This is a genomic window from Butyricimonas faecihominis (assembly GCF_033096445.1).
In the GTDB taxonomy this organism is placed as follows: domain Bacteria; phylum Bacteroidota; class Bacteroidia; order Bacteroidales; family Marinifilaceae; genus Butyricimonas; species Butyricimonas faecihominis.
Map to the genome: position 1 here is coordinate 3,737,021 of NZ_AP028155.1, position 22,179 is coordinate 3,759,199.

General features: G+C 43.6%; 11 protein-coding genes. 5 read left to right on the forward strand and 6 right to left on the reverse strand.

Annotation, left to right across the window (positions count from 1 at the left end):
* Window position 1: 1 nt before the first annotated feature.
* Both R8806_RS15500 and R8806_RS15505 read left to right on the forward strand, forming a co-directional pair.
* On the forward strand, window positions 2–550 hold the full coding sequence (locus tag R8806_RS15500) for a hypothetical protein (protein ID WP_151411881.1): 549 nt from the start codon (window positions 2–4) through the stop codon (window positions 548–550).
* A 453-nt stretch (window positions 551–1,003) separates the two neighbouring features.
* Complete coding sequence (locus tag R8806_RS15505) at window positions 1,004–1,354, forward strand: hypothetical protein (protein WP_151411879.1); 351 nt, start codon at window positions 1,004–1,006, stop codon at window positions 1,352–1,354.
* Between the two features lie 466 nt (window positions 1,355–1,820).
* On the opposite strand, the gene R8806_RS15510 is transcribed toward R8806_RS15505, so the two are convergent.
* Entirely contained in the window at window positions 1,821–3,656 is a 1,836-nt protein-coding gene (locus R8806_RS15510; RefSeq protein ID WP_124315871.1) for a hypothetical protein, read from the reverse strand.
* 260 nt (window positions 3,657–3,916) lie between these two features.
* Here R8806_RS15510 and R8806_RS15515 point away from each other — a divergent pair, with 260 nt between their 5' ends.
* The 3 genes from R8806_RS15515 to R8806_RS15525 are packed head-to-tail and all read left to right on the forward strand — an operon-like array spanning window position 3,917 to window position 10,306.
* Window positions 3,917–7,162 (forward strand): SusC/RagA family TonB-linked outer membrane protein, encoded by a 3,246-nt coding sequence (locus tag R8806_RS15515; protein ID WP_124315870.1) that lies wholly within the window; start codon window positions 3,917–3,919, stop codon window positions 7,160–7,162.
* 19 nt (window positions 7,163–7,181) lie between these two features.
* The gene (locus R8806_RS15520) at window positions 7,182–8,918 is read left to right on the forward strand and encodes a RagB/SusD family nutrient uptake outer membrane protein (RefSeq protein ID WP_151411877.1); all 1,737 of its coding nucleotides are present in this window, start codon (window positions 7,182–7,184) and stop codon (window positions 8,916–8,918) included.
* Window positions 8,919–8,938: 20 nt separating this feature from the next.
* The gene (locus R8806_RS15525) at window positions 8,939–10,306 is read left to right on the forward strand and encodes an alkaline phosphatase family protein (protein WP_164719558.1); all 1,368 of its coding nucleotides are present in this window, start codon (window positions 8,939–8,941) and stop codon (window positions 10,304–10,306) included.
* 687 nt (window positions 10,307–10,993) lie between these two features.
* On the opposite strand, the gene R8806_RS15530 is transcribed toward R8806_RS15525, so the two are convergent.
* The 5 genes from R8806_RS15530 to R8806_RS15550 all read right to left on the reverse strand — a co-directional run bounded on the left by R8806_RS15530 (window position 10,994) and on the right by R8806_RS15550 (window position 22,166).
* Complete coding sequence (locus R8806_RS15530; protein WP_051465918.1) at window positions 10,994–11,695, reverse strand: hypothetical protein; 702 nt, start codon at window positions 11,693–11,695, stop codon at window positions 10,994–10,996.
* A 71-nt stretch (window positions 11,696–11,766) separates the two neighbouring features.
* Window positions 11,767–16,506, reverse strand: a complete 4,740-nt coding sequence (locus tag R8806_RS15535; RefSeq protein WP_124315868.1) for an efflux RND transporter permease subunit — start codon at window positions 16,504–16,506, stop codon at window positions 11,767–11,769.
* The gene (locus R8806_RS15540) at window positions 16,503–19,592 is read right to left on the reverse strand and encodes an efflux RND transporter permease subunit (protein WP_124315867.1); all 3,090 of its coding nucleotides are present in this window, start codon (window positions 19,590–19,592) and stop codon (window positions 16,503–16,505) included. The genes R8806_RS15535 and R8806_RS15540 overlap by 4 nt, the downstream gene beginning before the upstream one ends.
* A 6-nt stretch (window positions 19,593–19,598) precedes the next feature.
* The gene (locus tag R8806_RS15545; RefSeq protein WP_124315866.1) at window positions 19,599–20,663 is read right to left on the reverse strand and encodes an efflux RND transporter periplasmic adaptor subunit; all 1,065 of its coding nucleotides are present in this window, start codon (window positions 20,661–20,663) and stop codon (window positions 19,599–19,601) included.
* Window positions 20,664–20,693: 30 nt separating this feature from the next.
* A complete protein-coding gene (locus tag R8806_RS15550) occupies window positions 20,694–22,166 on the reverse strand; it encodes a TolC family protein (RefSeq protein WP_229782945.1) in 1,473 nt (490 codons plus the stop codon).
* Window positions 22,167–22,179: the final 13 nt, after the last annotated feature.

A 22,179-nucleotide genomic window follows, 5' to 3' on the forward strand; every position in this document is an offset into this window, starting at 1 on the left:
TATGGAGAAAAATATTTATAAATTATTAGTCCTGTTCATAGGTCTATTTTTAACGAGTCTTATCTCTTCAGCTCAAGAAAAGAGATGTATAACAGAAATATATTCAGTTGAAAAATCACAGAGCAAATCGTATGCACGTGAATTAGAAGTGTATTTGAAATCAAAAGGTTTGTATGATAATAAAAAAAGCCGAGAAACGATCACTAGTTCAATAAAGAAAATCAAGAAAAAATTACAGATCGGAAATATTGATTTTACACAAGGTAACATCTTTATTGTAGAACTTCTAGGAGGTAAAATATATGAAAATCCTGAAGAATGGTGTGAAGGATTTGGCATAATTGAAATAGGATTTTCTACAGAGCAACAAGCTGTAGATATATTCAAAAAAGCGAAAATTGCATGTCAAAAATACACGATGAACATTCCTATCTACTATCCCCCATTCCGATGTATTCGTGTAGGGAAAAGTGTTCTTTTCGTGTATTCTATTAATGTAGATATGGATAAATACCTTGATCTGGCTGAAAGTTGGCATCCTTTAGAATGATAATTTTCATTCTAAGGGATATATCATCCTTTAAGATGTATCCCAAAAGTTTTGTATAAATTTTGGGATACATTAGTTGTTTACCCAGTACCAACGTTTTCTAATGTGTCTTGACAATGGGAAGTATATATCTTGAAAATTTTATTGATATGAAAATATTCCGAGATTCTTTTTGGTTAGGTCGATGGGTTCAAGCAATATTTATACCATGGACGGTTGTGAGTATATTGCTTGTCTTGTTTGTTATGAGTAATGTTGATTATGCGAAATTATTTTCATGGTGTGGATTGATAATACTTTTACCAAATTTGTTATTTTATGGCATAGTATTTCCCGCGATAATAGATTTTTTGAGGGAGAAGGGGATTGAAGTTTATGTGGAGGGGATGGAATGTTTTAGATGAATGTGGTAGAGAACAAGAATCATAGATAATTCTGTAAAAAGCAATAACAATGAAAATATATCGAGGTTCTTTTTGGTCAGGAGATAGTGTACATTCCTTTTTTATATCCTATATTTTGGGATCAATATTTATAGTCCTATTGTCTAGAGTTGAAATTAGTTTTTCATGTTTAAAGATCGTGGGGATGTTATTTATTTTTTATGCTTTTCCAGTTTGTCTATTGCTATTCTCTGAGTTTTATATTATAGAATTTGATGATACCTTGGTCGTGAAAAATGCGAATTGTCCATTTTGGAAGAAGAAAATATATTTTAAGGATGTTGTTTATTTTGGTGGGTATGCAGTACCTTATATGCAAATAATAACCGATAAAAAAAATGGACTTGTCGCTATTACATAAATCGAGTTAAACGCAAGCGGTTGCCGGAGTTGGTGGATTCTTTGAGAGGGAAAGAAATAGACGTGGATGCAAGGGGGATAGATATGTTGAAGTAAGGAACTGAAATGAAAAATTTGGAGCTTATATACGAGTTTACAGTAAACTAACTCCCTCCCCCTTTCGGGGTACTCCCTCTATAAACAGAGGGAGAGTTGAAATACTCCCTGTCTTCGGGAAGAGTCACCAGCACCTCCTCTGTTTATAGAGGAGGTGGCACGAAGTGACGGAGGAGTTTGAGTATGAAAACAAGCATTACCTTAATGGACTGTAAAGTAGTATATAATTACCAAAAATTTAATATCGATTTTATGAATACAGAGATATTTCGTCGTTCTATTTTAAAAACGACAACGTTTAAGCATATCTTCATACCATTTTTAATCGCTCTTATTTTTCAATTATTTTATATAGTATTCATGAAAAGAGGTTACCAAAAACGTATAATTCCATCCGTGACGGTAAATATCCTTTCCTCGATTCCCGTGGTGTGATTGTGTAACCAATACAAGGCTCCTTGGGGGACGTGATCATACTCGATCTCGAAACCGTTTGCTATTTTTCGACCGAGAGATTTCCAACCTTTTAGGTCATGATAGAAAAGTTCGTATTCATTGTCTGGATATATCCCGTTCCCGTCACTTCGGGGAAGACAAATGATTTTGGATAGGCTGACGGGAGTATTGAAATCAATGACTAAGTTCTTTTTATCATACCTATTGATATTTGTAAGGGGATCCCCGTCAAATGCGGCGTAGAATATAGAGTCTGCTTGACCCCGGACGAGTTCGCCTCGTGAATCGAGAAAGAATAATTCGGCAAACGAGAGTGAATGTGGATGGGAGATTCGCCAGTAACGATACTTTTTGTCCGTGTTTATTTTTCCTTCACAATAGGCTCCCATGGACGAAAGAGAGCGAAGGAGGGTGTCCGGGTTCTGAAATGAGGGTTGATTTGCTGCTTCCACGGAGAGTTTCGTGAGAGCTGAGATATAATAATATAGGTTACTGTTCGAGGGATATTTTCGGGTTAGCACCAATTTTTGTAAGTTATTGGTATCAGGTACAAGATGTTTGATTTCACCTCTAGAGTTGAATATAAACGGGTAGTTGATGGGGGTGAGTTTTTTCCTGCGGTAATAAGCGGGAAAATATACGAGGTTTTTCCCCATATCTCTGAATTTGGCGGTGGAAGAGGTGATTTCCCCGATGGCAATGGGATTCCATGTCAGATTATTGAAAACACACAAGTAAGCATAATGAGGTGAATTTTCCAATTTTTGGGGGATGTGTATTGAAACATCGGTTGTATAAAGATACTCGGAGCTGACATCTAGATGGAACGGGTCCTTGAAAAATTCAGGGATATACTCGGTAGTGCCGGGCTTTATAGATGAATGGTTAGAGTATGTTTTTCGATATACTTTGGCTGTTTTTCGCTCGAAAGCTCCTCTTACTTCTGAATTCTTAAATTCCGGGGATACGATCTTGTTCCAGTAATGATAGCCGTTTCGATTGGCATAATGCAGGATGAAATCGATCGTGGAGGGGGAACAGAGAGCTCTGGAATTGAAGTTTTCTCGTAAGGAGATATGATGGCAATCACTGTAAATGTTTTGGTGGAATAGCTTTTGAATGAAATCGGGACGAAGATTGACTGTTGGTTCCGAGAATCTTAGATTCAATGTTGCTCCTGTTGGGCTGTATTTGATGTTATCTTTTTGTGCTAGTTCTTGTAATCCATCCGGGGAGATGTGCAAAGAGTCGATCCATAAATCCAATTGCTCATTTGCGAAGCGATAAGGAAGAACGTATTCAAGGAATAGCTCAAAAGGGAAGTCTTCTAACCAAGAATACGAGTTTAGATTTTCGAACGAACGATCGATATGCCGGATAAGAAAATCCGCCTTGATATTTTGCACGTCTTCCTTTTTGTTGGCGGTATGTCGAAATTGGTCCATGTAGGAAAGAGATATATCAAGTGACTTTTTGGCAAAGTATGATGCGATCGTGTCAGAATAGATCTTTTCCCGGTAAGCATCTATCAAGGAGCCTTCCAGTGTGTAGTGGCCCGGCATATTCTCGATGAGGAATGTCGCTGCTCGCAATTTGAGGCTGTCGGACGGGTTTTGAGAATAGTGGTAGAGAACTTTTTCGAGTTCATGTCGGTTTTCTCCCGCTAGTTTTAAGGCGTTTTCCAGTTCGGCGTTGTATTGCCCGCATGAGATGAGGAACGTGCAAAAAATGATATAGATGATTCTTTTCATGACTTGTCGTGTATTTTGATACAAAGATAAAGAGAATTAAAGAGAGGGTAGGGGTATTTGGGTTGCTTGTGGGTTGCAAACTTGACTTGTGGGATGGGATTATCGTTGCTTTTCAGTATATGAAAATGTTTTGAGTTATATCGAACTCACGTTATTTTAGTAATCTGTTCGTAACCGAAAGTTTGCGATACCGACTTTTTTTCGTAGCTGTTTAGTAATAGGCGGGGACTATTTTTGCTCTCGCAATAAAATTAAAAACTATGAGAAAGAGTATGGTGTTAAAGTCTTTTATTAAAGGATTATTGTTGCTGGTGGTGATACTCTCGTTTTCTTTTTCAGGGATGACTCAGACAGTGCGTGGACGAGTTTTGGATAAGAAAGGAGAGGCCGTGATCGGCGCGACTATAGTTGTCAAACGTTTGGTCGTAGGGACTGTTGCTGGTGTCGACGGATACTATGAATTGAAAGTAAAAGGAGGGTTGTTGCCTAAGGATACGTTAATCTTCACTTCAGTCGGGTTCAAAACGGTAAAGGTCATTTGGAATTCGCGAACGACGATTGATGTGACGTTGGAGGAAGAAACCTACGGGTTGGATGAGATCGTGGTTGTCGGTTATGGAACAACTAAAAAGGTAAACTTGACGGGCTCTGTGGATCAGATTTCCGCTACTGTCTTTGAGAATAGGCCGATGCCGAACCTCTCGAGAGGTATTCAGGGTGTTATTCCTAATCTGAATTTGAAAATGTATGACGGTAATCCGTCCCGAAGTCCGGAATACAACGTGCGGGGAACAACTTCTATCGGTGCTGGAGGTAGTGCATTGGTGTTGATCGATGGAGTAGAGGGTGATCCGAGTAAATTGAATCCGAATGATATCGAGAGTGTTTCCGTGCTTAAAGATGCAGCCTCTGCGGCTATTTATGGAGCGCGGGGGACATTCGGGGTGATCTTGATCACGACGAAAAGTGCAACCAAAGGTAAGGTGAGCGTTAATTACATGGGAAGCTATTCTATCAATCGACGTACCGTGATACCGGACTTGGTGACTAATGGTTACCAGTGGGCAAAGATGTTTAACGAGGCTCATTACCAGTGGTATGGACAGAATCCAACAGCGATAAATTCTGCATTCCCTTTCTCGCAGGAATATTTGCAGGAACTGAAACGACGGGATGAAGATCCTTCCCTGCCGAAAGAGGAAATAGATCCAACAACCGGGAAATACGTTTATTACGACAATCACGACTGGTTGAAAGATTTGTATAAGGACGTGAATCCTTCGATGGAGCATTCGTTGAGTTTTTCGGGTGGAAGCGATGCCGCTTCTTATTATATCTCCGGGCGTTATTTCACGCAAGACGGGATATATCGCTATAATTCGGATGATTATAAAACCTATAACGTACGGGCTAAAGGTGATATTCAGGTGACGGATTGGTTGAAAGTGTATAATAATTTTGACTTTTCCCAAATGGACTATAAGGCTCCTATTTATTACGGGGGATACGGTTTTACAAGCGAAATATCGATGGGATGGACAATGCGGGCTTTTCCCGTGGTGCCGATGTTAAATTCCGACGGAACGATCACCGAGATGGGTGCTCGTAGTATAGGTGATTTCTATTACGGAAAGAACAAGTCCAAGACCAGAAGTTCCAAGGTGAATAATATTAGCGGTTTCACGGCGACATTCTTTGATAAGTCGTTAAAAATATCAGGAGATATGGCATTCACGATAGGTAATTCTACGAAAACAAGGGCTTATTCTGCCGTGCCGTACAGCAATATCCCGGATAAGATTGTCTGGCTGGGTTCTACCAAGTATTTTGATATGAATGTACGCACGAATTATTTCAGTACAAACTTGTTCGTGGAATATGCAAAAACATTCGGGAACCATCAGTTCCGGGGATTGGTCGGTTATAATTATGAAGTTTCAAACGAGAATAGTTTGGAGGTGAGCCGGGACGGGCTTTTGGATGCCAACAATCCGGGTTTTTCGTTGGCAGACGGGCAGGTGTATTCAGCCGTGGATGCATCGAATGACTGGGCAATCGTGGGTGGTTTCTATCGTTTGAGTTATAATTATAAAGAAAAATACCTGTTAGAAACAAATGGTCGGGTGGATGGTTCTTCTAAGTTCCCGAAGAATCAACGATTCGGATTTTTCCCTTCGGTGTCTTTAGGATGGAGATTGTCGGAGGAAGGATTTTGGAAAATAAACAAGGACTTGGTTTCTCAGTTAAAGGTTCGTGCATCTTACGGGACATTGGGGAATGGAAATATATCTCCCTATCTTTTCATGGAAACGATGCCCGTGGGCACCTTGACCCGCTTGATCGGGGGTAAATTCCCGACTTACACGAAAGCCCCGGGAGTAATTCCAAGTTCGTTGACATGGGAGAAAGCGACAACGTTAAACGTGGGATTCGACCTTTCGATGTTTAGTTCCCGTTTTAGCTTGATCGCGGATTTATACCAGCGGGATACGAAAGGAATGTTCACGGAAGGAGCAACTTTGCCGGAAGTATTCGGAACAGAGGTACCCAAAGGGAATAACGCGGATTTACGCACCCGGGGATGGGAGTTGGCAGTCGCCTGGAACGATCGGATCGGAGAGAGTAAACCGTTCGGTTACGGCGTGAAATTCACGATTGCCGATAACCAGACTGAAGTAACCAAGTACAATAACCCGAACAAGAGTCTGGATGATTTTTACAAGGGAATGAAGATCGGTGAAATTTGGGGGTACGTGACGGAAGGACTTTTTGTAAACCAAGCGGATATCGATGCTCATGTCGATCAATCCCGGATTAAGTCGAACGCGGCAGGAGTTGTTTACCCGGGTGATATTAAATTCAAAAATCTGGATGGAGATAACGCGATTACTCCCGGTGCTAATCGGGTAGGCGATTCCGGCGACCGGAAGATTATCGGAAATTCAGAGCCTCGATATATGTTCGGGTTGAATCTGAATGCGGATTGGAATAATTTCTTCGTGTCAGCATTCTTCCAAGGGGTAGGCAAACGGGATTGGTATCCGACTGGGGAGAGTGTGTATTTTTGGGGGCAATACAATCGTCCTTATTCTCCGCTACCGAAGCATATTCTCGGGAAATATTACAATGCTGATGAGGCTAATCCGAACCCGAATGCTTACTTCCCTCGTTACGCGGGATTGTTGGCTAACGGAACAGATAAATCATTGAGTGTGCCACAGACCAGATATTTACAGGATGTATCCTATATTCGCCTGAAAAATTTGACCGTCGGTTATAATCTACCCAAACGTCTTATAAATCATGTCGGTCTGCAAAAAGCGTCCATCTATTTCACGGGACAGAATTTATGGACTTATTCCGGGATATTTAAAATTACCCGAAATATAGATCCGGAAACAATAGAAGCCCAAAACCCCGATGACCAGACGCAGGATGCTTTTGGTGGCGGAAATGGCTATCCGATGTTGAAGACCTTTACGGTCGGGTTGAACTTGACATTCTAATCTAAAAATAGAAGATAAAATGAAGACAATAAAAATTGTTCTATACGCGCTGTGTACCATCTTGTTGGTGGCGTGTGATCTGGATAAATATCCGGTGGATAAGATCAATCCGGATACATTCTTTGAATCGGAGAAGGATCTGAATCTTTACGTGATGTCTTTTTATGAGATGTTGCCGGAGGGGGAAGATATATATAAGACGGATGGAGAATTATCCGATTATTTTGCGACCTCTGCATCTCCCGATCTGTTTATCAATGGTAATTACACGGCGTTAGATGCTTCTGGCTGGGATTGGGAGGATTTGTATAATGTGAATTATTTCCTGGCAAGAAGTGATAATCCGGAAATACTGGAAACCGTCCGCAATCATTATATTGGTATTGCCCGTTTTTTCAGGGCTTGGTTCTACTACAATAAAGTGAAGAAATTCGGGGATGTGCCTTGGTACGATAAAACCATGCAGAATGACGATCCGGACTTGTACAAGGGAAGGGATTCTCGTGAAGTGGTGATGAATAAAGTGCTGGAAGATTTGAATTTCGCATGTACCCATATATATGAAACGAAAGATAATACGGCATCGACCATCAATCGTTGGGTGGCATTGGCATTCAAATCCCGGGTGTGCTTGTTCGAGGGAACTTTCCGGAAGTATCACCCCGAGTTCGATTTGGAAAATACGGTGAATGACTGGTTGAGAGAGGCGAAAGAAGCCGCGGGCGAGGTGATGGAGAAGGGTGGTTATTCTTTGAATAAAGCGGGAAGTACTCCATATCGGGATTTGTTCACCAACGAAAAGCCTATCACGACGGAAGTGATGTTGGCAGATAATTATAGTGGAACGATGGCTCGATATAATGATGCCAATTGGGTATGGACGACTTCCTCCACGTGGGTGCGTCCCGGTTTGACCCGTAAGTTTATAAATACCTTCTTGCGTAAAGATGGTCGCCGTTTTACAGATCAGCCGGATTATAATGAGATTGAATTCACGGATGAGGTGCAGGAGCGGGATGCTCGTTTAGCTCAAATCATTCGTACTCCTTCTTATAAATTGAATGGCAAACTGACGGCACCGGATTTGGGACACACGAAAACGGGATATCATGTGATTAAATTTACCCAGGATGATAATACGAATATGGCACAGGCGAAGAATACGAATACCATCCCGGTAATCCGTTATGCTGAGGTTTTGTTGAATTATGCCGAGGCGGCACGGGAATTGGGGGAGTTTACATCTCAGGATTGGAAGAACACGATTGGGGTGCTGCGGGGAAGAGCTGGAATCACGAATACTGCGGAACCTGCTTCTGCCGACACGTACTTGCAGGAATATTATTTTCCTTCAATATCTGATGCCGTTTTATTGGAGATTCGCAGGGAACGGGGAATAGAAATGGTGTCCGAGGGATTACGTTTTGATGATATTCGCCGTTGGAAAGAGGGGCATTTGATGGAGGATACGTGGGATGGAATCTACGTGAAAGCATTAGATACGGAGTATGATTTGAATCAGGATGGTCAACCGGATGTTTGTTTCGTGAAGAAGATTCCGGTGCAAACAAAACCGGGTGTCGTGTATTACGTGTTGTCGGCTTCAATGCGTTTGACGGGAGAGAATGCGGGAAATATTCAGGTTTATCCCAACGTGAATAAGAAATTTGAAGAGAAAAAGTATCTATATCCGATTCCGGAAGATGCTCGTTTGATAAATCCTGCTTTGGGACAGAACAAGGGATGGGAGCTGTAATAATGAAAAACAAATTTGTAATGAAACGGGTTATTTTGTTGCTTGCTTTAATTGGTGTTTTGTGTCACTCGGTGGCACAAGCCCAATTAAAAAATAGTCAGGTGAAATATGTCGTGCTGATCACGATTGATGGTTTACGATTGGAGATGATAACGGAAAAGGAAATGCCTTCTCCCGTGTTGAAAGAGTTGGTCGGTACGGGCACGTTAGTGGAAAGAGTTATCAGTGTGGCTCCGGCTATGACCTATCCAAATCACACGACTCTTGTTACGGGAGCTCGTCCTATCCATCATGGGATATACTATAATTCTCCCTTCGAGGGAAACCGGAAAACAGGTGTCGCGAATTGGTATGCCGATTCGATTAAATGCCCCACGATCTGGGGAAAGGCGAAGGAACATGGCTTGATAACGTGTTCTTTATTCTGGCCTGTATCCACTCATGGGAAGGATATAGATTACAATGTCCCGGAGTATTGGTCGATTGATAAGAATGTCACTTTATGGGAATTATTAAAGAAATCTTCCACCCCGGCAGGGATATTGGATGAGATAGAGAAAGAAACAATAGGACGTTTTTCCGATAAAACCTGTCGCCCCGGTCAGCGCAATGGTGATGTACGTGCAGCGTTTATGGCAGTATATTTATTGGATAAATATAAACCGAATCTGACGACCATACATTTATGGAGTACTGATCATTCCCAGCATGAAACAGGAACAGAATCCGTGGAGACGAAAAAATCTCTAGCAGCGGTAGATTATGCGATTGGGGAAATCATCGATGGATTGAAACACGCGGGGATGCTGGATAGTACCGTATTGGTGATTACCGGGGATCATGGTTTTACTAATGTAAATCGAAGCATTGCTCCCAATGTATGGCTGACGGAGGCAGGGCTTCTCTCGAGTGATCCGGGAAATTGGAAAGCAAAGTTTTACGGGGCGGGATCCACGGCATTCCTGTATTTGAAAGATAAGAATGATCGGAAAACATTGGATAAAGTGAGGGCAAAATTGAATTCGTTGCCGGAAGAGAAGAAAGGGTTGTTTCGGGTGGTCGAAAGAAAAGAATTAGAGGAATTGGGTTGCTCTCGGGATGTAGTGATCGCTTTAGAACCAATCGTGGGGGTCGGAGTTACATCGATTGCCACGGGTGAAGATATTATTATTAAAAAGGCAGGCAAGCATGGTTACCTTTTACCTCGGGAAACGACTTCCACTATTTTTTGGGGGAAAGGTATTGCGGCAGGAAAGGTGCTCAAAGAAATGAACATTACAGATATTGCTCCGGTTATTATGGAAGTTTTGGGGATTGATTTCACGGCTCCGGATGGAGTTCTACACCCTGAAATATTGGAATGTTTTGAAGGGGAGATTCCCTTCTGAATGAGGTGAAGAAGGGAAGCGTGATTTTTTGTTTCTTGACATCCTTTTTTAAGATGGTAAAATCTTGTGAGATTTGTTGTTACTTGTTGGGGTTTCAATGAAGCATTTCATACGAGAGCTTCTTATTATATGAATTGTCTCTTTAAAAAGATAAAGACTCTAATGTTTATGAACAAAGGAGACAAAAAATCGACATTGAAACAAAGGATGCTGGAATTATCCATGTAACGAAACAAATTACGATATTTGTATATAAAATCATAATAGATAATAAAATATTTGAACGAGCCATTTTGAGAGATTTGTGGTAATGAGTGGATGGTTTGTTGCGTTGAGTATGTTTGCATTATAGGAGAGTAACAGCTGAGAAAGGGAAAAGGAAAGGCTGAAAATAGGCCATAGGACAATACCGCACCAGTGCGCTCCCAATGCTCCACCCTTGGAGAAACATTGGGGTAAAATTTGGGTTATGATGGAGAGAAATGGGGTGAGCCTAATCTTTTCTTTTTCATGGATTGTTCACATCTGAATAAGGGGAAAATTAGCTCGTTAAGTTTGATTATCAATAAGAATGTGTATGAAAATATATCGTTGCCCTTTTGGGAAAGCTGAGATTTATTATATACCGGATTCTTTGGAAAACAAGTGATAAAAAACGCCGTCATCTGCTGGACGGCGTTTTTTGTTTTATATAAATTTCTCCCGGTTTCGGGTATTATTCAGTCCGAAGATGATAAAGAGGACAGAGGCGATCAACATGTTCATCCGGCAATGGAAGACCGTGTTGAAGAATATCTGCGGGTTCTTGTCAATGGGAACATCGTAAGGATTTAGGAAAATGTTCCATTGGCTGTCTCCGATAGCTCCCTGTATCATGGAGAATAACAGTCCGATAATGATAATCACCACGGAAGTTCCGTTCCCGTTCTTGATCATTGTGCTTAACATGAAGGAAAGCGTGCCGATAAAAAGAGCCGGGACCATGGCTTGTAGGGTCAGTCCCATCGGGGGAACCGACACGATAGCCAAATCCGTTAATAGAGCAAGGAAACAGGTAATCACGAAACAGATCACGTAAGAAATGATGAGGCGTAATAACCAGACCTTATAACTATAGTTCGGGATTCCGAAAATAATTTCCACGATCTTGGCGTCCTGATCGTTCTGTATGCCGAAACACATCGGGTAGAAAACCAACAGAATGCTCGGTAACATCAACATGGAGTAGGCTGTTGCCTGCGTGATCTCGTCGTCTCCCAGTAATTTCACGATCACCGTGATCACGTAGAAGGCGAGGGCACTCAACATGAAGTACAGGAATTTATTCCCGAATATAATCTTGATGTTATATTGTACCAGCTTTTGTAGGGTTATCCAAAATTGCACCATAGCGTTAATGTAAAATGTAAAATTTAGAATTTAGAATCACGAAATCGTCAATCATAAATCGCTAAATCTTTTTATTGTGTTATAATTTCTTCTTTGTTCTCGATCTTCACGCTTCTCAACAGCCACAAGTAAGAGTCTTCCAAGGCCGGGAGAATCTTCTCGGCGGTCTCGGTGGGCTTATGCTCGCTGAGGCAACGTACCTTGATCATGTCGCCTTGGCGGATGTGGTGGACGATCAGCATGTCGGACGGTAATTTAGCGAAATCCCGTACCGGCACCTCGAAACTCCAGGTAACATCCTTGGCGATATTAGCCATATCACTCGGTGTTCCGTTGTATTTCAGAATACCCTTGTTGATCACGCCGACTTGGTTACATGAACTGGCAATGTCCTCTATAATGTGGGTAGAGAAAATCACGATCCGGTTTCGGGACAATTCCACGAGCAAGTTTCTGAAACGGATTCTTTCCCGCGGGTCCAGACCGGCTGTCGGCTCATCCACCACGAGTATCCGGGGCAGGTTCAACAGGGTTTGCGCGATACCGATACGTTGTTTCATACCACCGGAGAAACCTCCGATCTTCTTGTCCTTATTCTCGTACATATGCACGGCAGAAAGCACTTCAGCAATCCGGTTATGACGTATCTTTTTGTTATATATTCCTTTCAACAGGGCTTGGTACTCCAAGAACTCCCATGCCGTGAGGTTCTCGTAGGTCCCGAATTCCTGCGGTAAATAACCGATCAAACCTTGCAACTCTTCCCGTTTCTTCTGGGTATCGATGCCGTTAATGAATATCTTCCCGTAACTTTGTTCGAAGACCCCACAGATGATACGCATCAACGTGGTTTTACCGGCCCCGTTAGGCCCCAGCAAACCGAACATTCCGGTATGTATCTCCATGGAAACGGAATTCAACGCCTTGAACGGTTTTTTCTTCACCCCGATAAACGGGGCCTTGGAAGCCAGACGGAAAATAGTCTTTTTCAGCATACGGAACCGACCGTCGATCAAGTCAATATTGATATTCTCCTTGTTGATCTTGTTGGACAGGTAGCGAGCGGCAATACCGAGATACCAGAACATACCGAGGAAGATCGCTCCCCCGCTGTTCTCGAATTTCTTGCTTGCCCAAATCAGGATTACCATCGGACCGGCATAATAAAAGACGATAGCAATGATCCGTAGAATCTTGGCAATGACGGTCTGTTTCCGGTTTTCGCAGAATTCCCGGAAGATATTCATGATACTTAGCGTCATCGTCCATGTAATGAAGGCAAAAACAATTGCCCAGAAGAACAGTACTTGGTAGCTAAACGTGAAGTAATACATGAATCCCAGCACGGGTAACGACCACAACAGAGGTTGCATATCCCGCCATTCGCGATAATTTCCTTGCAGGCCGAGACGTTCCCGAATCTTCAAACCGGAAGTCCATTCCCGGTTGAAACGTGACGGGCGTCCGTACACTTTGACAAGATTGCATATCTTGATTTCCAGCTCTTCGTCAGCCGGGATGATATTACTTTGCGCCCGGCGTAAACTGTCTTCCAAGAACCAGGTCACTCCCGGTACGAGAATAACCGTCAGGATCACGTATAGAATCCGGTTTAACAGGGTATAGGTCCAGAAGTACACGCAGATTACGGCCACGACGAAAAGCACGATTTGCAATAGTTTCATGAAAAGGCTTTGTGTGCGTAGGCGATATAAGGCGTCTTCCATTCCGGAATACAATGTCGGGATAATGACCAGAGTCAACAGCGTACTCATGGTAAGTCCCCCGATCACGGTGATGGCAAACGGGGCTCCCAGTCCGGACACGTATTCTCCTTGCCCCATGGCTAAGGGAATCATGGCTACGATCGTCGTGATGGCCGTGATCAGAATCGGTCTTAAACGGGATAACCCGGCCGTTATGATGGCCCGTTGTTTACGGTTTCCAGTCCGACGGAGTAAAGAAGTGTAGTCGATAAGGATGATACTATTATTTACCACGATACCGATGAGGATAATGAAACCCACGAAAACATTGGCATTCATCAATGAATTGCTCGTGAATAATAACGCCAGTAAAGAACCGATGGCGGCCAGCGGGATGGTAAACATCAACACGATGGGAGCCGTGGTTGATTCAAATACGGCAGCTAAAATCATGTAAATCAAGATGAAGGCGGCCAAGATTAGGAATGTAAAATCGTCCATTTCATTCTCCTCGTGTACGACTTCCACGGCGATACCCGTCGGGACATCCATACTTTGCACCAGCTCGTCAATCTCCTCTCGTGCGGCCTCCAGCAAATCCTTTGATTCGTTGATGTCGGAATTGAACATATAGACAAGGTTCACCTCCTTTTCTTGGTTGATACGGGTGATGTTTCCCTTATCACGTCCCAAGTTGATGCGGCTGAAACTTCTCAATTGAATCAACCCGTTATTCTTGTTCGTGACTTCTAAATTGCGTAAATCTTCTAGCGTCCGGGTTTGTGTCTTCTGATCGTCCTCGTCATAATTGATGTCCCGGATCAGAATATCATATTCCTGATTCCCGGCTTTGTATTTAACTTCAGCTTTACTCTGAGGCTGGAAATTGGAAAGCTCTTGGCTTACATTACCGGGTTCAACCTCGTTCATTCCCATGAGGTACTGGTCAAAGAATATTTTGGAGACCGTACTTCCTTGGGAAACTGAAATGTGGGAATTGGAAATGTTATCCAGATCGTCAAGTTGATATTTCAAATATTCGGCAAAATTTGCCATAGACTCGAAATCCTGCCCCTTGATTATCACTTTTTCTGTTTGACTGCCCATACCCATCATTCTGAGCAAGGAACTATTGCCAAGCATTCCACCGCCACCGCTACTTCCTCGGAAGTTCTCGCTACTCTCGCTGGCTTCCAAACTGATTTGGTTGATATTGACCGTTTCAGCCAACCGGAGTACTTCGGTTTTCAGTTGGATAAGGGATTTTTTATTGATTTTCTGGTAATCATCTTTCAACCGGATCGTGAGCCGGACATCCTCTTTCATTACGTTGGAAGAGAATTCTTTTATTTCCGGAACTTCGAGTAATTCGTCCTCGAAAAGGCGAATCATCTCGTCGGTTCTTTGGAGCGTGTAGCCCGTTGGCGGGGTGATATACACGTTGAACGTGTTCAGTTCAACCTCCCTTAGCGTGTTCAACGTTAAAGAGGTGGATAAAACCACGGTAACCAGTAAAGCGACAAGAGCAATAATGATCACTTGTGCCGGGCGGCGAAGGGACATCTTTAGGATGGCAACATATATCTGCACTAGTCTGTTATGGATTGACAGGTTGCTGAAGTTGACATCTTCCGGAGTCTTGCGCAAAATAGCGTTTACTGCCATCGGGATCAATAACAAGGCCACGACCAACGATATGGTAAGCGTTGCCACGATAGAGATTCCGATATGTTCCCCGATCAGCTTGATCAGGTAATTGTCCGCGAAAAGGAAGGGCAGGAACACGGTAATCGTGGTGACCGTAGCCGCCATGATAGCCTTCCATACTTCGGTAGTTCCTCGAACGCAAGCCTCATCGGTGGAAATTCCCAATCCTTTCAGCCGGTAGATATTCTCCATGACGACAATGGAGTTGTCCAGCAACATACCGACGGCGAGCGCGATACCCGTGAGAGTCAGCGTGTTGATTGTTATTCCGAACAGATAAAAGAAATAGAATGACGAGAACACGGAAATCGGGATGGCAAAAGCCACGATAGAAATGATCCGTATTTTCCGGAGGAATAGGAACAACACGAATATGGCCAATATAGCTCCTGAAAGTCCGAGATCAATAATTTGGTCAATATTTTTGTTCATCACCTCGGCGGCATCATCCTCCACCTCGATGAGAACCCCTTTAGACTCTAATTCCCCGTTTAGGCGATCAATTTCCTGCCGGACTTTTTCGGAAAGGTCGATCACGTTAGCCAACGGTGATTTGGACAAGATACAGGAAATCACCTCTTTCCCGTTGGTACGTGCGTATGATTCCTCTTCCTTCACGCCGAATTGGATGTCAGCGATGTCTTTCAACTGGATCGGTCCCTCGGCAACCACGATACTCCCCAAGTCTTCCGTGGCAAGGTATTCGGCTGTCACGTTGACGAAATAACGTTTGTTGTTCTCGTAAACCGAACCGGCGAAACTCTTTTCTGCCAGATTGCTTGAAATGGCTCGACTGATCGTTGATGTCGTGATGTTCAATGCCTTGCATCTTTCCGGATCGACAATAACCTCGATGCTTTTTTGCCGTCCTCCCATGATGGTGACGTTAGCGATCCCGTCGATATTTTCTAAGTAGGGAACAATCTCTGAATCGGCGATATTACGCACGTAGTCGATGTCGTCCTCCCCGAGAATCCGTAGGTTCATGAACATATCACTGGCGGAACCCGAAGAAGATTTGTTCACGTTTAACCTGAAATTATCAGGCAGATTCGGGGTGATGCTTTTTATTTTTTCTTCCAGTTGTAGAAAGGTGTATTTCAGATCAACGTCCTGTTTGAAAGAGACGGTTACCTGTCCTCCTCTCGAATAAATCTGGGTTTCTATTTTTTCAACCCCGTTAAGGGCACTGACGGCACCTTCGACGGGAATAGCTACTTGATTCTCTATATAGGAAGGGTCGGATTCCGTCTCGGAGCTAATGCTCACGCTCAACACCGGCAGTTCGGCATTGGGGTATAATTCCATGGGAAGGTGTTTATAGGAGAAAATTCCCATAAGTACCAGCCCGATGAAAAGCATCGATACAAGAACCCTTCTTTTTATAATCGTGTTCATGATTTCTTTCTGTCAATAACGTAATACACACACGGAATAACGATCAGCGTCATGATGGTTGAGGTCAGTAAACCACCGATCACGGCAAGTGCCATGGGCGAGCGCAATGAGGCTCCTTCCCCGAATCCGAAACACATGGGTAGCAATGCCAGAATCGTGGTGGCACTGGTCATGATGATCGGACGCACACGATGCTGTGCCGCCATTTTGATAGCCTCTTCCAACGGGTGTCCCTCTTCTTTCAGACGATTGATCGCGTCCACGAGTATGATAGAACTGTTCACGGCAATACCTGCCAGCATAATAATACCGATAAAGGCCATCATGTTGAGTGTTTGTCCGGTGAGCAGGAATGCCAAAATACATCCCACGCCGGCTAACGGAATAGTCAGCAGGATCGTGAACGGGTGGCGCAAAGATTCAAATTGTGCCGCCATTACCATATATACTAATAGAATAGATAAAAACAGGGCGAATCCCAACCCGCTGAATGACTCTTGTCGCATCTCTTCCTCTCCCGTTATTTTAGCCGAATACTTGGCCGGGAATTCAACCTCGGACAATTTAGCTTTAATAGCAGGGGTAATATGGCTTAGTGAGTATTGTTTCTCGATCATGGCGGTCACGATACCCGTCCGGCTTTGGTTAACCCGGTTAATTTCTTTCGGGGCTGACGTGATTTCGATGTCTGCAATTTCTCCGAGACGATATTTCTTCTCGCCTTGTATGATTTCAATATCGTAAATTTCGGAAAGGGTCACTTCGGGAACCTTGATATTGATGTCAATAGTCTCGCCTTGTGTTTCGAAAGTTCCGGCATCCTTACCTGCCAGTTTCTCGCTGACTTGGTTACTTACCGTGGCAACATCGATCCCGTAGATTCCACTTTTCAAGCGGTCAATCTTGATATTCACCTCCGGGGCTCCTTTCTCCAAGGAAGATTTGATATCGTATATACCGGGGATTCCGGTAATCTTCTCTTTTATCTCGGTACACAATTCATCCAGCAATTCAAGTTCTTCCCCTTTCACCTCGATTACCAGTGGTGCGCCTTCTGTTCCTAGGATGCTTTGTAGGGCAGATTCCCCTTTCTCGTAGGAGATTTCCACACCTTCCGGCAAGGGGTAATTCTCGTTAATATTCGTGATAAAGTAATCAGCATCCAACTTGGAATCTTTCTTTATCTTTACCTTGATTTGGGATTGATTCTCTGATTCCAACTTACCCCCGCTTTGACTTTCAAGGTTGGAAGGGCCAACCAGTGTGTATTGCCATTCAATATCATCCTGTCCTAGAGTCCGGATGGCATCTTCAATGGTTCCCACGGCATTATCCGTACTTTTTAACCTTGTTCCCGGTTCCATGGTAACAAGAATTGAGAACTCCTTCGATTCTGTTTTAGGCATGAACTCCATGCCGATTAACGGTAACATCAAGTAAGAAACGATCATGAGAGCTGTGGCGATGCCAATCACCAAGTATTTCCTTTTAAGGACTTTCCCGACGAAATTTCCGAAACCTTTGATCGTGATGGCGTGACTGGAAATGTTGTCTTTCTTCCGCATGAATTTCGATGCCAGCATCGGGATAAACAGGATAGAAACAAAAAGGGAGGATAACAGCGAGAAACTAACCGTCCACGCCTGTTCCTTGAACAGCTCCCCGGCGGCACCTTGCAGGTACACGATTGGAAGGAATACTACGATCGTGGTTAAGGTGGAAGCCGTGATTGCTCCCGCTACTTCCGAAGTCCCCCTCACGGCTGCCTCCGTGGGTGGTAGGTTGTTCTCGTCCATGTTTCGGAAGATATTTTCCATCACCACGATGGCGTTATCGACCAGCATTCCCGCACCCAGCGCGAGTCCTCCCAGCGTCATGATGTTAATGGAAAGACCGTTGAAGTACATCAGGTTGAACGTGGCAATGATCGAGATCGGGATAGAGAGACTGACGATTAATGTCATGTTCACTCGTCGCAAGAATATATAAAGTATAATAACGGCGAGGATGATACCCATTAAAGCGGAATCTTTAACCTCGTTGATGGAACTCCCGATAAATTCTCCTTGGTTACTGATGATATGGAAATCATACCCCGGTAAACTTTTGCGGAATTCATCAATCTTGGCTAGCAAGTTTTCCACGGCATTTACCGTGTTATATTTATTTTCTTTGTAGATACTGATCCCCAGACAGCGTTCCCCGTTGTAACGGGCCAAGTTTTCCGGGTCTTTGTTGCGAATGGACACGGAGGCCACATCTTTCAAATATACCGGGGCTTTTGTCTTACTGGAACTGCTTGTAGATTCCGTGGAAGAGGAACTTCCGCTGGAAGAATTCTCTTTAAATGCCACGATAATGTTTTCAATATCTTGGAGACTGGTAATCAGGTTTACCCCTTTCACCGTGTATTGAATATCTCCGTCCGTGATCGTTCCCCCGGAAACATTTTGATTGATGGCCGTGATTTGCGAGGCAATTCCGTCGGCAGTTAACCCGAATGCCTCCAGCATGTAGGGATTCGTGGAAATTTCGACGATCGCCTGTTCCTGTCCGTTCAACTGAATATCCGCGATACCGTCTACCCGGACGAGTTCATTGCGCATGTAATTTTCCGCGATCTTCCGCAATTCGTTCATGTCCTTCACTTCGTTATGAGTGAGGGCGATGGTCATGATCGGTGTCGCGTTGGCATCATAACGGGTAACGTTAACTTCTTCTATGGTTTCATCTTGAGAAAGAGAAGAGACACTTCGCTGCAAATCCAAGAAAGCGGCATCCATGTCTTGATCCCATCCGTATTCTACGGTCACTTTCGTGTAGCCGACTTTCGTGACGCTGTACACGCTCTTCACGCCTTCTTGACGAGCGGCCGTAGACTCAACGTTCGTCGTGATCAGTTTTTCAACCTCTTCGGGTGGTCTCTGACCGCTTTTCACTTCCACGTAAAGAGCGGGATTTTTCAGGTCAGGGAAAAGGTCTGTCCCTAATTTATTATAAGATATGGTTCCCAGTAAACATACTGCCAGCGTGAGCATTAACACGCTCACGGGGTATTTTACTGCAAATTTGGTAATGCTGTTCATGTCTTTTTATTTCATGATTTTTACTTTGCCTCTGTTTCTCAGGAATTCGTAGCCTTTCACCACGATCTTGTCTCCTTGGTTCAGACCGCTTTCCACCTCGATGAAACGATCGTCGCTGATACCAACCGTGATGATTTTTTCCATGGCCCGGTTTTGTTCCACCGTGTAGACAATCCGGTTTCCTCCCCGACGGGAATTAACGATGTCCTTCGGAATGACAATAACCGAATCCTTTTGCAAAGTAATAATCTCTCCTTTCGCGAACATACCGGGACGTAGTTTCAGTTCCGGGTTGTTAATCGTAATATATCCGGTGTATGTGCGGGTATCCTCGTTGATTGCCGGGGATAACTGGGAAACAAGACCGGACAGGGTATCTGATTTGATATTATAATTGGTGACCAGTACTTTCTGACCCACTTTCACCTTGTCGATCGTGTTTTCCGGTAGGGCGATTTCCATGTACATGTGGCTGTAATCCATTAATCCGACCATCGTTTCACCGGATGCGATCTCCACGTTCGGGGTGAAATAGGGTAGGCTGACGATGGCTCCCTTGAAGGGTGCTTTGATTGTGAGTTTTGCCAGTTCCGTGTATGCCGTTTCCAATGCTGTTTGCGCTTGTATGTAGCTACTTTCGGCATTTAGTACATCTTTTTCCGTGGCACCGCCTTTTTCAAATACTGCTTTTTGCCCATCCCATTCTTTCTTGGCGATGTCAACCTGCATCTTTTTTGTCGGTAACGATACAGTGTTTTCATGTTCTTTATTATTCAGCTTGATGATCACGGCACCCTCCTCCACAATGTCACCCAGCTTGTAGGGACGCTTGGTTTTGGGGTTGATCATCAACTCGTATTTACCATTTGTTTCGGATTTCACTTCCACCGTTTTGGCCGCTTTGGCTGTTCCTGTCGTGGTGGTCAATTCCCGAACATCACGTTTCCCGACTTCGGCAAGCCAAACAGGCGTGGTTGTCTCTGAAGAAGAACTCATTCGTTGCTCGTTACAAGCGTTCAAGGTGTAAGCCAGCAGAATCACCCCGATATATTTTATGGATTTGTTGATCATAGCGTTTTGTTTTATGTTTTGTGTTAGGGTTTATTTCAATAAATTAACCGGTAAATAAGACCTGTTATTCTGGTAATCCCACAGGGTTTGAATTTTCAGATCCAGTAATTTCAATTTGTATGAAATGATGGCATCTGTCAACGAGTTTTTCGCGTCGGTCAACTGGGTTTGTTGATTTTTCAGCTCCATACCGGTAAGGGTTCCGCTACGATATTTCTCAACGTTGATGTCATACGTACGTTCAGCGTTTTTAACAGTCTGGCGGGCAATCTCGATTTGTCGCAATAATTTGGGCAATTCCCGGCATATCTGGCGTACATCAAGCATGATGGATTTTCTTTCTTCCTCGTTGCTGATTTCCGTGTTCTCGTTGGATAATTCCGTGCTGCGGATATTCGCTTTTCTTGCCCCCCAGTCCCAAATCGGTACCGTCAGGGTTATCCCGATCGTTTCGTTATCATCCGGTTTCGAAAAAGCTCCGTTAAAGTTGCCTCCTTGTCCCATCAAACCCACTCTGGCGGAAATGCTACCTTTGAACTTGTTATTATCCTTTGCCTCGATCAGGCTAAAAATGCCTTCTTCTATGGCAATTTGTTGTTGACGGATCTCCATCCGTTGCGTTAGGGCATATTTAACGGCTTGATTGACATCCACGTGAACTGAATCAATTTGGATGTCAGGTAAAATGTTGATGTCTATATCCAAGGGAAGACCCAAGGTTTGTTTGAATTGATCTTTGGTATTCTCGTAACTCGTTTCCGTGTCGGCAAGAGAATTTTCGTTTGTGGCCAAGGTCACCTCCGCTTGGAATAGCTCTTCTTGGGGGATCAGATCTTGTTCCACTTTATTTTTGATCAACTCGTAGTTTTCTTTTTGACTTTGGAAGGCTTCCCGGGCCGTAACGAGCCTTTTATAAGACTGGTAAACGCCATAAAATGCTGCGGTCACGTTTTTCTCGATGTTCAGTTGGGCCAAAGCGTATTGTATTTTTGCTTTTTCAAGGTTAAATTCCAACCTCTTCAATTGCATCTTGGTCTTGTTGTAGGTAAAGATTGGTTGCTCCAGATTTAAGCTCAGATTATTTGAAAAAGAGGTATTCTTGGCTCCCGAAGATTGATTATCGTCTTCTTGCCAGTTGAACGAGTTACTGAGTGTGACTGTCCCGTCCGTCCATTTGATCGGTTGACTGATCCTGAAGTCAAGGCCGGAACTCATGGCTTTCCGGGTATACCATTGTGTATTGTAATCGTCGAACGATGTACTTCTGGTATATTGAAACGGGTTCAAATTCAAACTGAACTGTGATTTTAATGAAGCCTTTTGCTGAATCAGGGCCAGCTCGCTTTGTTCCAGACTCATTTTACTTTGAATGATGGAAGGGCTTTGCTGATAAGCGATCTCCAGAGCCTTTTCCAACGTCAAAATTTCCTGAGCAAACGTTGATCCGGAACAAAGCATGAGTATTCCCGAAATAATCAACGATATTGACGCGATCTTTTTCATAATATGTTGTTCT